This is a genomic window from Bacteroidota bacterium (assembly GCA_018698135.1).
Classification (GTDB): domain Bacteria; phylum Bacteroidota; class Bacteroidia; order CAILMK01; family JAAYUY01; genus JABINZ01.
Genome location: JABINZ010000196.1, coordinates 1 through 14,869, shown reverse-complemented (window position 1 = coordinate 14,869; position 14,869 = coordinate 1). Strand labels below are relative to the sequence as shown.

At 34.7% G+C, this 14,869-nt stretch carries 8 protein-coding genes; 3 read left to right on the top strand and 5 right to left on the bottom strand.

What is annotated here, in order from left to right:
- Positions 1 to 230: 230 nt before the first annotated feature.
- The 5 genes from HOG71_12930 to HOG71_12910 form a co-directional block, all read right to left on the bottom strand.
- Complete coding sequence (locus HOG71_12930; GenBank protein ID MBT5991748.1) at positions 231 to 3,365, bottom strand: T9SS type A sorting domain-containing protein; 3,135 nt, start codon at positions 3,363 to 3,365, stop codon at positions 231 to 233.
- 1,161 nt (positions 3,366 to 4,526) lie between these two features.
- The gene (locus HOG71_12925) at positions 4,527 to 5,846 is read right to left on the bottom strand and encodes a TolC family protein (GenBank protein MBT5991747.1); all 1,320 of its coding nucleotides are present in this window, start codon (positions 5,844 to 5,846) and stop codon (positions 4,527 to 4,529) included.
- A 10-nt stretch (positions 5,847 to 5,856) separates the two neighbouring features.
- Positions 5,857 to 9,021, bottom strand: coding sequence for an efflux RND transporter permease subunit (locus tag HOG71_12920; GenBank protein ID MBT5991746.1), 3,165 nt, complete (start codon positions 9,019 to 9,021; stop codon positions 5,857 to 5,859).
- Positions 9,022 to 9,039: 18 nt separating this feature from the next.
- The gene (locus HOG71_12915) at positions 9,040 to 10,170 is read right to left on the bottom strand and encodes an efflux RND transporter periplasmic adaptor subunit (GenBank protein MBT5991745.1); all 1,131 of its coding nucleotides are present in this window, start codon (positions 10,168 to 10,170) and stop codon (positions 9,040 to 9,042) included.
- 321 nt (positions 10,171 to 10,491) lie between these two features.
- Positions 10,492 to 11,661 carry an adenylate kinase gene (locus HOG71_12910; GenBank protein MBT5991744.1) on the bottom strand — a complete coding sequence of 390 codons (1,170 nt, stop codon included), beginning with the start codon at positions 11,659 to 11,661 and terminating at the stop codon, positions 10,492 to 10,494.
- Between the two features lie 76 nt (positions 11,662 to 11,737).
- On the opposite strand from HOG71_12910, the gene HOG71_12905 reads away from it, so the two are divergent.
- The 3 genes from HOG71_12905 to HOG71_12895 all read left to right on the top strand — a co-directional run bounded on the left by HOG71_12905 (position 11,738) and on the right by HOG71_12895 (position 14,588).
- Positions 11,738 to 12,430 carry a queuosine precursor transporter gene (locus HOG71_12905; protein ID MBT5991743.1) on the top strand — a complete coding sequence of 231 codons (693 nt, stop codon included), beginning with the start codon at positions 11,738 to 11,740 and terminating at the stop codon, positions 12,428 to 12,430.
- A 192-nt stretch (positions 12,431 to 12,622) separates the two neighbouring features.
- Positions 12,623 to 13,939 carry a GTPase gene (locus tag HOG71_12900; GenBank protein ID MBT5991742.1) on the top strand — a complete coding sequence of 439 codons (1,317 nt, stop codon included), beginning with the start codon at positions 12,623 to 12,625 and terminating at the stop codon, positions 13,937 to 13,939.
- Between the two features lie 280 nt (positions 13,940 to 14,219).
- Positions 14,220 to 14,588 (top strand): four helix bundle protein, encoded by a 369-nt coding sequence (locus HOG71_12895; protein MBT5991741.1) that lies wholly within the window; start codon positions 14,220 to 14,222, stop codon positions 14,586 to 14,588.
- Positions 14,589 to 14,869: the final 281 nt, after the last annotated feature.

Sequence of the window (14,869 nt, the reverse complement as noted above, 5' to 3'; positions counted from 1 at the left end):
CGTAGCGGTTCTTGGACCTTTTTGTTAATGTATATCGAAAATGTACGCTCTCGTTAATCGTAGCTTGAAGCTACGAAGCATCTGAAGGTTCAATAGTGCTTAATCTCGGCCTTCAGATCCTTCCTTGCTGCCCGAATGAATTCGTTCAGGCGGGCGTTCAGGATGGCAGAAACCTATAATATTCGAGCATTATTTCACAGTGTGAAGGCACACAATCTGAAAAAATGCTATTACAATCTCACAAGTGGCACATGATAAATGCCATTTTCTCCAATTACTTTCATCCAATAAACTCCCTTTGACTGATTACTCAGGTTGATTTGAGTTTTGGTTTGTGTAATGTGTAACTCCCTAATTAATTGACCTTTACTTGAATAAATCTGAATAATGGCATCGCTATAATCGACTAACTCAATATAGAACATTCCATCCGATGGATTTGGATAAACAAGAATGCTGTTTTCGATTTGTTCATTCAATCCTGATCTTACATAATACAATCCGTCCGACTCATCCGACAAACAGCCATCTAACTCAGTAATTAAACTGAAATTTCCACTCTTTGGAGCAATGATCAATTGGGTAGTTAAACTCAGGAGTGTGTCATTTAAATACCAATTATAGCCATCAGCCAGTGTGCTGCTTTCTAAACTATCAATTCCGGTAATCAGAATTGCTGGTTTTGGTGGTAAAGGCTTTACGGTCACTTTTGTAATATCTGACTCAGAGCTTTGACACATATTACTATCAATCACATGCAAACTAAAACTACCATTTTGAGAAATTGTTCTTTCTTCATCTCCATTTGCATCAGACCAGACATAGCTTGTGTAACCATTTGGTGCAGTTAAAACCACACTATCCCTTTCACAAAAAGTTAATGTCCCAGATGCAGTAATAGTGGGTTTTGCCGGGTTTGGAAATACAACAATAACAACTGTATCTGACATCTCACTCTCACAGGTGTTTGAATCAATAACTGTTAAACTGAACAGACCACTTTTACTAATTAATTGTTTCAGGTTTGAATCTCCATTCGACCAATTGTAGTGTTCATAATCAATGGGAGCTTCAAGAGTTACAGTATCTCCCATGCAAAATTCATTGTTCCCAAAAAGTGTAATTATTGGTTTAGGAGGATTGGTATAAACGGTAACAATAAAAGTGTCAGAAAAAGGGCTAACGCATGTATTTGCATCTAAAACTTGTAATCTATTAATAGAAGACTGACTTACATAAATGTCGGAATTATGCGACCCGTTGGTCCATAGATAATCAGGATATCCGCTAGGAGCAATCAGCTGAATACTATCTCCCTCACAAAATTTTGTTTGCCCTGAACTCGTAATTTGTGGTTTGGGAGGCCTTGGTAGCACTGTTACATTGGCAGTTGCTTTAGTAACACATCCGTGAGGATTGGTAACAATTATTCGAAATCGACCAGTGGTATCGGCCACAAAAACAGCTGAAGTTGAAATGGTATCGGGAGCTGGAAGAGACTTCCACACATAGGAACAACTTGTGTCGGTGCCAGCAACATAAGTTGCACTACCTCCCTTACAAAAAGTAGTGTCATTTGCCAAATTAATTACAGGATAGTCCATCACAAATACAGAAACAGTATCCGTATCAGAGCAACTGTATTTGTCGGTAACTATGAGCTGGTAATCTTTGGTGGTCATAGCAGGAAAAGTGATTGACTTTTTATTAAATACCCCCTCCCAAATGTAGCTGACACCACCTGATCCGCTTAATGTTACAAAATTTCCGGTACAAACGTACTTATCAATTCCTGCATTGGCTACAGCATCGATGAATTTGAATTGTATTGTATCGGAATAAGTGAAACTACCATAGGTAACAGTAATGCCGATTTTATGTGTCCCAAACCCATAGCCGGATGAGTCAAAAGTGATTATCCTGCTGGTAGGCCCAGTTGACCATGCATAGGATTGAAAGCCACTTCCGGCATCAATGCTCACAGTTCTGCTGGCACAAAATACAGTATCATCGGGCAAAATGTTCATGTAATACTCATCGCAACCAACATAGGGTTTGTTCAGATCACGGGCTTCACCATCAATATCAACTACTACTTCTGAAAGTGGATTCCCAAAGTGCATCATGGTATCCTGTATATGCATACTATCAGCTAAGAATTTTACATTTCTGGAAAGGGAGTTAGCATCTTGGTTTGAATAGGTTTGCCAGGCAGAAAGGGTGGAGTAAGTTGTAGTTCCAACTTTTGCAATGGCATTGCCTTTAATATTATTGTTGTCATATTTACTAATTAAAGAAGAGTATTCGTGAATATATACAAAGCTATTTGTTGCATTACTATTATTTATAAGAATATTATTGTAAATATTGGGTTTTGAATAACGTAGAGAAATACAAGAATTATTCAATCCACCATTAACAATTACTGTATTGTTATATATTCTGGCACTATCTGAATCACAATAGATTCCAGTACATTTTCCTTTAACATAATTATTATAAATTAATACTTTTGACGATAATGTTGCTCCTACTGCATATATTGCTCTACACCCATTAGTGGTATGTGGGTTATAAAGTTCTGTAATAATATTTGAATGAATCTGAATGTTGTCAGAATAAAAATGAACATCAATACCGCTAAAAAAATCACCACTGTTATCTGGATTAATGATATTATTGGAAATTAATGTATTTGATATATACTTCCCAAATATAGCCCCTCCATATTGATGCTTGAAATAGTTGTCAGAGATAATATGACCAGTTTCAGGTGTGAATTGATCAATGCCTAATAAAGTGATTGCATAACTTCCCAAAATAAAATAATTATTGCGAATTTCCATACAGGAGTCATTTGTATTTGGTGAATAAATAAGGTCTTTTCCACCAGTCCAATTTGAAGCACCTGAAAATTTACAATTCAAAACATGTGCATGATGAGCACCGTTTTCTAATACCAGACATCTGTGATTATAGAGTGTTCCAGGAGACGAAAAAGATACTTTATAAAACGTAATAAAATCAGCTCCATATAATTGTACAATAAAATTTTCCGCAGAAGTTTTGTTAGAGTTTATTAAGATAACAGAAGAACTATCATTATTATAAGAGGTAAAAGTAATTCTATTTGTTGCTGAAGCTCCACTAATTTGAGGGATGATAATTTTTTCATCATAAGTCCCAGAATATATCCTGAAAACAACTGGTCCACTAACTCCTTTGGTTTTTAAGGCATTTACAGCACTCATGACTGTTTTATAAGTTGGTGCATTTTTACCAATGAGATATGTGCCGCTCATTGTTTGAGAAAAGCAATTTGTAGTAAGCAATAAAATGCTAAGCGTATAGAGAAGTTTCTTCATGGTATTTTGTTTAGTGTTTTGTGCGTAAAAATTGTTGTTTGTTGTTAAGAATTTTTGCTTTTTGTTTTGTTTTGTTTTGTTGAAAAGCTTACTAACGAAATATAGTTATTTAAAAGATTTGTATGGGTTGGTTTTTAAAAAAAGCTTGTGTTTTTGGTAGTTTGAATTTAACTCATCCTTGCTTTCGCTGAAGCTTCAGCAGAAGCAAAGCCCTAACCCCTTCTCTGAAAAATCAAAGAAGGGGAATTGATCCTACTTCAAAACTAGAAATTGATATATTATTAATTGGAGTACTGACTGTCCAAGTTGTTAGTAGCTTGGAGCTGTGAACAGCCGAGGAATGCCAATAATTTTCTGTCATACCGACCTGCGGGAGGTATCTGATGGCCGAGTTTAAGCATTTCAATTAGGTTTGTTTCCTGCTCTTCGTTAGCGGATTCTTCTCCCGATAAATCGGAATCAGAATGACAGTAGCTATGGAGTGAGTGTGAATGCCTTTTCTGGCTCAAGTTTGCAACTTGGGCCAAACGTATGCATTTGAAGGAGTTTTTCGTTCATCACTGTCCTCTGCGAGAGACAGTGATGGGACAAAAACTGGTTCAAGGATTAGCGCAGCGGTGCTTGGACCTTTTGTTAATGTATATCGAAAATGTACGCTCCGTTGTTCGTAGCATGAAATTAACTCATCCCCTAACCCCTTCTCTGAAAAATCAAAGAAGGGGAATTGATTCTACTTCAAAACTAAAAATTGATACACTAGTAATTGGAGTACATACTGTTCCCTTCTTTACGTAGTAGAGAAGGGCTAGGGATGAGTTACTTTTACCTCGTTAATCGTAGCTTGAAGCTAGGAAGCATCTGAAGGTTCATTAGTGCTTAATCTCGGCCTTCAGATCCTTCCTTCCTGCCCGAATGAATTCGTTCAGGCGGGCGTTCAGGATGACAGAAACCTATAATATTCGAGCGTTATTTCACAGTGTGAAGGCACACAATCTGAAAAAATGTAATTTCAATCTCACAAGTGGCACATGGTAAATGCCATTCCCCCGTTGTTCTTAGCTTCAAGCTACGAACAGCACATGAATATATCAGGATTGGAAATATAGCCGTGGGTTTAAACCCTCAGCTAAGCGGTGTGAGGTTTAGCTAGGATTCGATAAACTAGTTGTACTCCGAAATAATTCCACCACTCATACGCAAGAGGTCTGTTTTGCTTTGAACTAAATTATATCGTGCTTCCAACTCACGAAATGCGGTGTTTAAAAAGAGTAATTGAATATCTCTCAAATTAAAGGAGTTTATGGCTCCGGCTTTGAATTTTTCTTCAGAAATATCCAGATTCAATTTGGTGCTTTTAATGTTTTCCTGTGCAACAGATAAAAGTTGTTTTCGGATGTTGTAGAGATCGTATTGGGTTGTTAACTGAATTTGCATACTTTGCTTTAACTCATCCAATTGAAGATTTCCAATGTCTTCGGTAATGCGTGCATTGGCTATGGCTCTGCGGGTTTTTCCACCATTGAATAAATTGAAATTTAAGGAGAAATTAACATAATAATCGTAAGCATCGCCTGTAATGGCATCCAATCCTTTGTATTTTAAACGTGAGCTGGCAAAGTCATATCCTGAGGACATACTCAGTGAAGGATATAGTCCGCTTTGTGAAAGTTTAATATTGTTTTTTAATAATTGCTGATTGATATATTGATTCTGCAATGTTTTGTTGTTTGCAAACATATTATTGCTCAAATCGTCAAAACTAAAAGTTGACTCAGCGTTTGAAAATTCATCGCTTAAGCTATATATTGTTTTGGCATCAACCGCCATGAGTAAATTCAAATTCATATTAGCCGTGCGTACCGCCATTTGTTGCAAAAGGAAAGTAGACGAATCGCTTAAATATGCATTTTGAGCTTGTAGTACATCATAAGTAACAGCACTACCAAGGTCTTTTTTTGCTTGCATATAGTTGAAACGATCTCTCGAAAGGGTCATAATTACTTCCAAAATATCGAGCTTCTCTTCTTCCATCAGCACTTTATAATAAGCTAGGATAATTGCCTGAATGGTGTTTTCAACAACCAAAGCAGTTGTGCTTTCTGAATTTTCTTCCAACAATGCCAAGTTCTTTTTCGACATTTGAACAGCAAATCCTCCAAACAATAACCAGTTCATACTTATGGCAGGCGATAAAATATTTGTATTGTATTCCTGAACAACACCAGTTAATTGGTTGGGTCCTTCATCATACCTATTCGACTGAAAAGCGTTTAAGCTTAAACTAGGGAATAAACCCGCTTGTCCCCAGCTATTATTGTTTTTTGCTATTTCTAAACTGCTTTCAGTAATTTTTATCTGGTAGTTATTTTCCAAGCCTTTTTTAATGGCACCGGCTAAAGACAAATTTTCTTGTGCACCAGCAGATATAAAAAGGAAAGGCAGTAAAAGGAAAAAACTATATTTGAAAATATTCAATTTCATAATCTTGTTCTTAATCAATATTAATACTATCGTGCTTAAAAGCTTTGGTAACGTTTTCTCTACTTGGTTTTGTACCAGTCCACATGTATTTCAACCACACTTTAAAGTCGTTTAATAATAATATCATTGCAGGAAAGAATATTAGAATAAAAAGTGTTCCGATAAATACTCCGTAAGCTAAAGAAACAGCTAATGGCACCAGAAATTGAGCCTGGAAACTCCGTTCCAGAATAATTGGATATAAACCAACCGTAGTTGTTATTGTTGTAAGAATAATAGCTCTAAATCTTGCTATCCCAGCCTGATGAACAGCTTCTTTAACTTTAATCCCTTCTTTTACCAAAGAGTTAAACTTCTGTAAGAAAACCACAGCATCGTTAACTATAACTCCTGTGAGTGCAACAATTCCCCACACACTAAGCATTGAAACAGGTATTCCTTCTATTCCATGACCCCAAAGTGCTCCTAATATACCCAATGGAATCATTGCTATAATAATAAGCATTTGACTGAAGGACTTAAAGTGAATCATGATGATTAACAGAATAAGTAAAAATGCGACACCATATGATTTGCCTAAACTGGCTCCTGAATCTTTACTTTCTTTTTGTTGACCAAGATATTCTACAGAAACAGTAGGAAACTGAGCAAGCATTTCGGGAACAAACTCATCCTTAATCATCGCATTAATGGGTACAGTAGGTTCTTTTGGATCTTTAACGCCAGCTGTGATATTAATTACCCGTGAACCATTGTATCTATTGATGCTAACGGGGCCACGGTCAATGGTATAATCAACCAATTCACCTAATGGATATTCTCCTTGAGGAGTTTTTATTTTAACTTTTTCAAGCTGACCGAGAGTTAATCGATCATCCTGAGGATAACGGACCCAAACTCGTAATTCATTTCGTCCTGATTGTAAGCGCTGAGCCTGACCGCCAAAGAAACCCAGCCTGATCTGGTTGCTAATTGTTGCATAATTGAGTCCTAAAACGTAGGCTTTAGGTTTTAGTTTAATTCTAACCTCTTGTTTACCGATTACATTGTTGTCATTAACATTATTAACGGCATCAATCTCACTAATTTTCTCTTTAAGGAATTCTTTTGCAGCTTCTAATTCCTCATTATTGTTACTTAGTAAACTTATAGAAATTGGATCACCAAATGTATTTCGGCCTGCAACTGTAAATTTTTCTGCTTCAGGAACTTCACCTATTTGTTCTTTTACACGATTTACTACTTCAAAACTTGTAATACCTGTATTTTCAAGATCGCGTAACATGACCATGATATTGCCTGCATGAGACCCAATTTGTTGCCCACTAAAAGAATTCCCGACACCTCTAAAGGTATAATCTACATAATCTATAGTGTCATTAAAATCTTCTTTTAAATCCTCATTGACTTCCCAAATTGCTTCCTCAAATCGAATTAAATATTCTTCAGTTACTTTTTCTCCAGTTCCTGGCTTAAAAGCAATATCCACATTAAATTGATCGAATGGGATGCTAGGGAAAAAGGTCATTTTAATCAAACCTCCTTTAAAGAGCCCAATAGTAATCAGTACCAAGGCAATAGGAATGGTCATAAAAATAACCCTATTTTTTAATACAAAATGTAAGAAACGACCATAAACTTTCAGTTTTACATAGCTAATTCCCTTTTCAACCTTAAAACGGAAACTTCCTTTTTTTAACTCACGTCTGTCTTCTCGTAATACCCATTTATGGCCTAAGTGAGCAGGTAGAACAAGAAATGCTTCAACAAGTGAAAATGCGAGACTAAATACAACTACAAACGCAACATCATGCATCATCGACATCATTCCTTCCACAAAAAAGAGTGGGGTAAAGGCAATGATAGTTGTTGCAATTGAAGTGACAACTGCAGGGATTACTTCCATAGCACCATCAATAGCTGCTCTTTTCGGACTCTTTCCTTTTTCGAAATGGGAAAAGATATTCTCGCCAATCACAATTCCATCGTCAACCAATATTCCAATGACTAATATCATCCCGAATAAAGAAATCATATTGATTGTTATGCCATACATATTTGCCATTACAAACATGGCCAGAAAAGAAGCCGGGATACCCCATGCTACCCATGCAGCCAATCGAAAATTCATAAAAAATCCCAAAGCAATAACGACTAAAAGTAAGCCAATACCACCATTTTTCATTAGCAGGCTTAATCGTGCTTTCAGGTTTTTAATAAAGCTATAGGTAACAACTAAATCAACTGATGGATGTTTTTCGTTGAATGTTTTTGCATATTCTGTTATGTAAGCATTGATTTCTCCTAAATCTTCTTCAGGTAATTTATTAATGTTAAATGAAATTGAAGGCTTCCCATTCATAAATGATTTCCCGGGTCCTTCAGCAAATTGGAGATTGATTTCAGCAACATCCCTAATTTTAATTAAATCACCATCTTGGCTTGCACGTAAAATAATTTCTCCTATTAAATCAGGATCAACAGTTCTGTTTCTGGTTCTAATCAGAATTTCCTCTTTATCCGATCTTATCAAACCTCCTGATAGGTCAATATTATTTTGAGCAATTGCATTTGAAACATCATTAAAAGTTAAACCATAGCGTAATAGTGTTTCTTCTTTTGTTTCAATGGATATTTCAAGTTCAGGAACACCCTGAACGGTTACCTGAGAAAGAACTCCTGAATTAAGAAAATCATTTTCAATTTCATCAGAGAGTAATTTTAACGTAATTAAATCAACATCACCTGATAAGGCCATGAATCCAGCCATAGACCGGGGTCGTTGTTTATAGACAATCGGCTTTTCAGCATCTCTTGGAAAAGATACAATTCCGTCAACTGCATTTTTAACTTCTAAAAGGACATCATCAACATCATATTCTGAGAAGATTTTAACGTTTATAGTCGTAAAATTTTCTGAAGAAGTGGATGATATTTCTTTAATCCCAACAATACTTCTTAAAGCTTCTTCAACCCGAATGGTAACACCTTCTTCCATTTCTTTTGGTGAGGCGCCCGGATAAGCCATTGTAACAAATAAATCTTTTGATGGCCTTTCAGGGAAAAAGGATAGTTTTAAGTTGAGAATACTAATTAAACCTGCGATAAGAAATACGGCAATTGCAAGGTTTGCATAGAAGGGATATTTTACAAAAGTTGATACTAACTTTTTCATTTTCTAAAATTTAAATGATCACTTGGTTTTTAATATGTCAACTTCAGTTCCTTCTACAGGATTAATCAATGGTTCAACAATAAGTTTTGTTCCTTTCTTTAAACCTGAAAATAAGAGTGTATGGTTATATAGCTTGTGAACTACAATTTCTTTCTTTTGTAGTTTGCCATCATTTACAATGTAAACTTCATTACCATTGGAAACAGCATTTCGTGGAATTTCCATTACATTCTCCAATGATATCCCTTCAAAATATGCTCTTAAATATTGCCCTCTATACAGAGGATCGTTTGCATCAACAGGTAGTTTTACAAACACACTAATTGATTGTGTTTGTGCATCTACAAAACTTGAAATTCGGCTTACAGAACCAGACCATTTTTTTGATTTTTCTTCATTTTTAACAATAACCGGACTTCCTACTTTTAGCCATTTTACATCAGCTACACTTACAGGTACTTCTAATTCCAATTCATCTGTACGAATAATGCTGGCAAGTCGGCCTCCTGGATTTGCAATAGCGCCTACTTCAGCATATACGTTGGTGTAAACTCCATTGAAAGGTGCGTATATCGTATATTTCTTCAAGCGAATTTCCGAACTCTGAATAGTGAAATAATCTGCTAAAATGTTTCTGCTTGAAACAAATATTTTCTCTTTAGCTGATTTGGTGTCAGGAATTGTAGGCAAATCTTTATCTATTTCAATTGATTCAAAGAAAGTACTCCATTGGGAATAGTTTACAGGAAAATCAATTTTTAAATCAGGAAGAATATTAGCCAGTGAAGTTAAGAACCTGCTCTTTGCAGCCTTAAGTGCTAATTCTGCCTCTTTGTCATAAATGTTTAGCAAAACACTACCTTTCGAAAACTTCTGTCCTTTTTTCAATGGCACATTTCCAGCGAGTATCATTCCTTGCACTTCAGCACTTAAATCAATAAAACTTTTTGATTCCAATCGGCCTGTAGCTTCAATTAGTGTAGCTAAGGTATCATATTTTACAATTTCCACTTTCACATAGCGCTTGATATTCTTATGTTCAGCAGATTTAGTCTCTTTTTTCATCTTGGATAATCCCTGCATGGCAAATACAGCTACTACAAGAATTCCGATGACAATTAAAATAAGGTATAATCTTCCTTTATTCATTTTAAATTAGGTTTTCTGGATGTTATCAAAAAGAACATTAGTAATTGGAGTTCATTATATTGGACAAAATTATATCGATTTATTGCGATAATGTTTTTGAAATTTTCATTATTACAAATTGTTTAAAATCAATCTCTTTAACTTAGCAATTCTGATGCAAAAGAACAATTAATAATTATGTTTTTGCAGATTAATAGCAAATGTATAATGTTACCTAATACTATTCGCGAATTATGTGGTGAATAGCGAATTATTATAGGTGAATGTCAATACTGACTTCCAACTAATTAATAATATTGGAATAAGAAGTAAAGAAAAGCATCACCTCATATTCCTAAATCCATTCTCCACTTCATAGGAGAGTTTTTCAAAAACTTCATCAAAACTTCCTTCACCATTGATTTTAATTACGCCATGAATTTGATTGTATTTGGCTATTACAGGAACTGTTTTGGTTTCATGTTCCTGCAGTCTCTTCACAATTTTTGATGTACTGGTGTCATAGGGCATACATCGGTCGGTTTTGCTTCTGGCATCAAGCCGATTTATTAATTCAAGTGTAGGTACTTCAATTTCGATGATTTGAGATTTAGCCGTTCCATGTTTTTTAAGGAGTCCATCTAATATATAAGATTGCACCAGCGTTCGTGGAAAACCTTTGAAAATGAATCCTTTAATGTTTCGGGAGTTTTCCAGCTTCTTTTCAATAAGCTGAACAACTATTTCGTCAGGCACCAATTGACCACTGTCGTATAGGTCTTTAATTTTTAACCCTATTGGTGAATTCTTTTTTATTTCCTGATCCAGCATAGGGCCAGTAGCAACATATTCTAAATTATACTTTTCAGCTAAAGCTTTTCCCTGCGATCCTCTTCCTGAACCCGGATAACCAAATAAAACAATGTTTAGTAAACGCTTGCTTAGTTCTTCCTGAATTATGATCTGAATATCCTTTTGTACCTTTTCAATACTTTGGTTTCCTTTAACTTCCCTGTATATTTCTCTTTCTTTGAAAAACTGCAAAACAGGTAGCGTTTTTTCATTGTATTCGCTTAATCTATTTCTGATTACCTTTTCATTATCATCTGATCGTCCAGAAGTTTTTCCACGATTTAATAATCTGTCGATTGACACTTTTTCGGGAACATCCAGATTAATGAGGCAATTAAGCGAAGTGTTTAACTTAATCATCAAGCCTTCCAGAATATAAGCTTGAATGTAAGTTCTGGGAAAACCATCAAACAAAAAACCGTTTGAATCGGGATGATCGGTAATCGTTTTTTCAATAATCTGAACAATAATCTCATCTGAAACAAGACCACCGGCAGCAATTACATTTTTTGCTTCTTTACCTAAATCTGTATTTTCTTTCATTTCTTTTCGGAGTAGATCTCCCGTTGAAATATAAAACAGATTGTATTTTTTAATCAGAAATTCTGATTGTGTTCCTTTACCAGCACCCGGTGGGCCAAATAATGCGATGTTTAACATGGTTTAAATTTGATATTAAATTTACTAATTTATTTTTAAGGATATTTGCAATAATGCAAATAAGTTAAGGAAGTAAATGATGGTTGAATCTAAGAAACAACAAGCCGAAAGCCTGTATCTTATTCTTGGTGCTTTGTTTATTGCTGCATTGGTTAGCGGAAATTTAATCTTTCAAAAATTCTTTCATTGGACCCCTTTTGGAAAATATACGTTTGAATTATCTGTTGGAATTCTTCCTTACCCCATTACTTTTTTAGTAACCGACATCATTTCAGAAGTATATGGCCGGAGGCGAGCTAATAAAGTTGTTTTAGCTGGCCTATTTGCCAGTGTTTTTATGTTACTGATTATTGTAATAGCCAATAAAGTACCTGCAACAATTTGGTCTCCTGTTTCAGATATAGAGTTTAATAAAGTTTTTGGTTTAACATTCGTTGCAGTTGGTTCTTCTATGGCTGCTTACCTACTGGCTCAATTTATTGATGTTCAGCTATTTCATTTCTGGAAGAAACTGACAAAAGGAAAACATCTCTGGCTAAGGAATAATGCATCAACCATAAGCTCACAGTTTATCGATACATTTACAGTCATTTTTCTATTGTGTTCATTTGGTGCAATTGAATGGACAATGTTTAGCAAATTGTTGATTTATGGATTTGTTTTTAAAGTGTTTATTGCTTTCCTCGATACACCAATTGCTTATTTGGTTATCTACAGCATCAGAAAATACTTTGGATTGAAAAAAATAGGGGAAGAGCTTGATTTCTAGTATAAATGAACTTTTGATAGATTAAAAATACGCCTATTTCAATTAAACCCATTTTTGAGAATAATCACTAAATTTTCATCGAAATGTTTGGTTATTATTGCATTAGATAATATACATTTGTGTAAATACGATTTAAGAGTTTAAATAGATTAAACTTATTTGTCTAATAGTTAAAAGTAAAATTAAGTAGATATGGTAAGAAGAACACTTATTATGGGTGCAGCCGGAAGAGATTTTCACAATTTCAATGTTTTCTTCCGTGGTAACAAAGATTATAATGTGATTGCATTTACTGCAACACAAATTCCTGGAATTGATGATAAAAAGTATCCTGCCGAATTAGCTGGTGCTGATTTATATCCAAATGGGATTCAAATCCATCCTGAGGAAGAACTGAAACAAATCATTGAAACTGAAAATATTGATTTAGTAGTATTTGCGTATAGTGATGTTACATATCAAAGAGTTATGAGTAACTCAGCTATTGTAAATGCAGCTGGAGCCGATTTTATGATTATGGGTGCTGATAACACCACTGTTGAAACTGATAAACCAGTTATTTCTATTTGTGCTTCACGGACAGGCTGTGGTAAATCACAAACTACACGTAGAGTCATGGAAATTCTCAACGAAAGAGGACTTAAAGCCGTTGCTATTCGTCACCCAATGCCTTATGGTGATTTAGTTGCTCAAAAAGTTCAGCGTTATGGAGAAATTGCTGACCTGAAAAAGCACAAATGTACTATCGAGGAAATGGAAGAGTACGAACCACATATTACAAGGGGAAATGTAATTTATGCTGGTGTTGACTACGAAGCCATTGTTAGAGAAGCTGAAAAAGAAGCTGATGTGATTGTATGGGATGGTGGAAATAATGATATTCCTTTCTACCGCTCAACAACTAAAACAATTAAAATTGTTGTGGTTGATCCATTAAGAGTTGGACATGAAATGGCTTATCATCCTGGTGAAACTAACGTTCGCATGGCTGATATTGTTGTGATTAATAAAATTGACTCTGCTACATTAGAAGATATTTCTGAATTGAGAGATAATGTTAGATTTTTGAATCCTTCAGCAAGAATAGTTGAGGCTGCTTCACCACTTACAGTTGACAAACCAGAATTAATTGAAGGTAAGAGATGTTTAGTTGTTGAAGATGGACCAACCTTAACTCACGGTGAAATGGATTTAGGAGCTGGTGTTGTTGCTGCTCTTAAATTGGGTGCTTCAGAATTAGTTGATCCACGACCATTTGCAGTTGGTGAAATTGCTGCTACATTCGAAAAATATCCTGATATTGGTATGTTATTACCAGCAATGGGATATGGTGACCAACAAATTAAAGATCTTGAAACAACTATCAACAATACAGATTGTGATGTAGTTGTTATCGGAACACCTATTGATTTAAGAAGAATTGTGAACATCAAGAAAGATGCAGTTGTTGTTGAATACAATCTGCAAGAGATCGGTGATGTGACACTTGATAAATTAATTCAGTTGTAATAACTGATTATCAACACAAAACGAGAGTAGAGGATTATCTTTGCTCTCGTTTTTACTTTTAAAGAACTATTAACTTGATTATTATTAGAAGAATAATAGAACAGTAGAACAATAGAATAGCGAATTAGGAAGTAAAAAGAATAATAGAACAGTAGAACAATAGAATAGCGAATTAGGAAGTAAAAAGAATAATAGAACAGTAAAACAATAGAATAACGAATTAAGAAGTAAAAGGAATAATAGAACAGTAGAACAATAGAATAACGAATTAGGAAGTAAAATGAAGGAGTATAAAAATGATCTTGAAGAAAGGCTAATTGACTTTGCTGTCGAGATTATTTATTATATTGAAGTAATTCCAAATACCAAAGCAGGTAATCATTTAGGTGGACAATTATTGCGATCTGGAACATCACCAGCATTAAATTATAGTGAAGCCAGAAGTGCGGAATCGAAGAATAATTTTATTCATAAAATGAAGGTATGTCTAAAGGAATTAAGAGAAACTTATAATTGTTTGAGAATTCTTTTTAAAGCAAACCTTTTTAAAAATGAAGTTCAGATCAAATCATTGATTCAAGAAGCAAATGAACTAATTTCAATATTTGTTAAAAGTATTGAAACAGCCTCAAAAGGGAGTAAGAACTAAATCTTCAATCAAATGTTCGCTATTCAATTGTTCAATTATTCAAAATGAAAAAAGAATATTAGAACAGTAGAATCATAGAATATCGAATTTAGAAGTAAAGAGAATAATAGATCAGAAGAGCAATAGAATATCGAATTTAGAGAGGGTGTAAATTAAACTCTGTCCAAAATCGTAAATTTGATTATGGATCAGAACTATTTAGACAATTTAGAAGAAAAAGCGCTAGAACAGTTTAAGAGTGGGAAGTCGCTTTTTGGAAAAGATGGAGCGTTTGCTCCATT

Coding starts and splice junctions, on each gene's coding strand:
- HOG71_12905 (MBT5991743.1), top strand. CDS start 11,738: ATGATGGTTGAATCTAAGAAACAACAAGCCGAAAGCCTGTATCTTATT.
- HOG71_12925 (MBT5991747.1), bottom strand. CDS start 5,846: ATGAAATTGAATATTTTCAAATATAGTTTTTTCCTTTTACTGCCTTTC.
- HOG71_12930 (MBT5991748.1), bottom strand. CDS start 3,365: ATGAAGAAACTTCTCTATACGCTTAGCATTTTATTGCTTACTACAAAT.
- HOG71_12920 (MBT5991746.1), bottom strand. CDS start 9,021: ATGAAAAAGTTAGTATCAACTTTTGTAAAATATCCCTTCTATGCAAAC.
- HOG71_12895 (MBT5991741.1), top strand. CDS start 14,220: ATGAAGGAGTATAAAAATGATCTTGAAGAAAGGCTAATTGACTTTGCT.
- HOG71_12910 (MBT5991744.1), bottom strand. CDS start 11,661: ATGTTAAACATCGCATTATTTGGCCCACCGGGTGCTGGTAAAGGAACA.
- HOG71_12900 (MBT5991742.1), top strand. CDS start 12,623: ATGGTAAGAAGAACACTTATTATGGGTGCAGCCGGAAGAGATTTTCAC.
- HOG71_12915 (MBT5991745.1), bottom strand. CDS start 10,170: ATGAATAAAGGAAGATTATACCTTATTTTAATTGTCATCGGAATTCTT.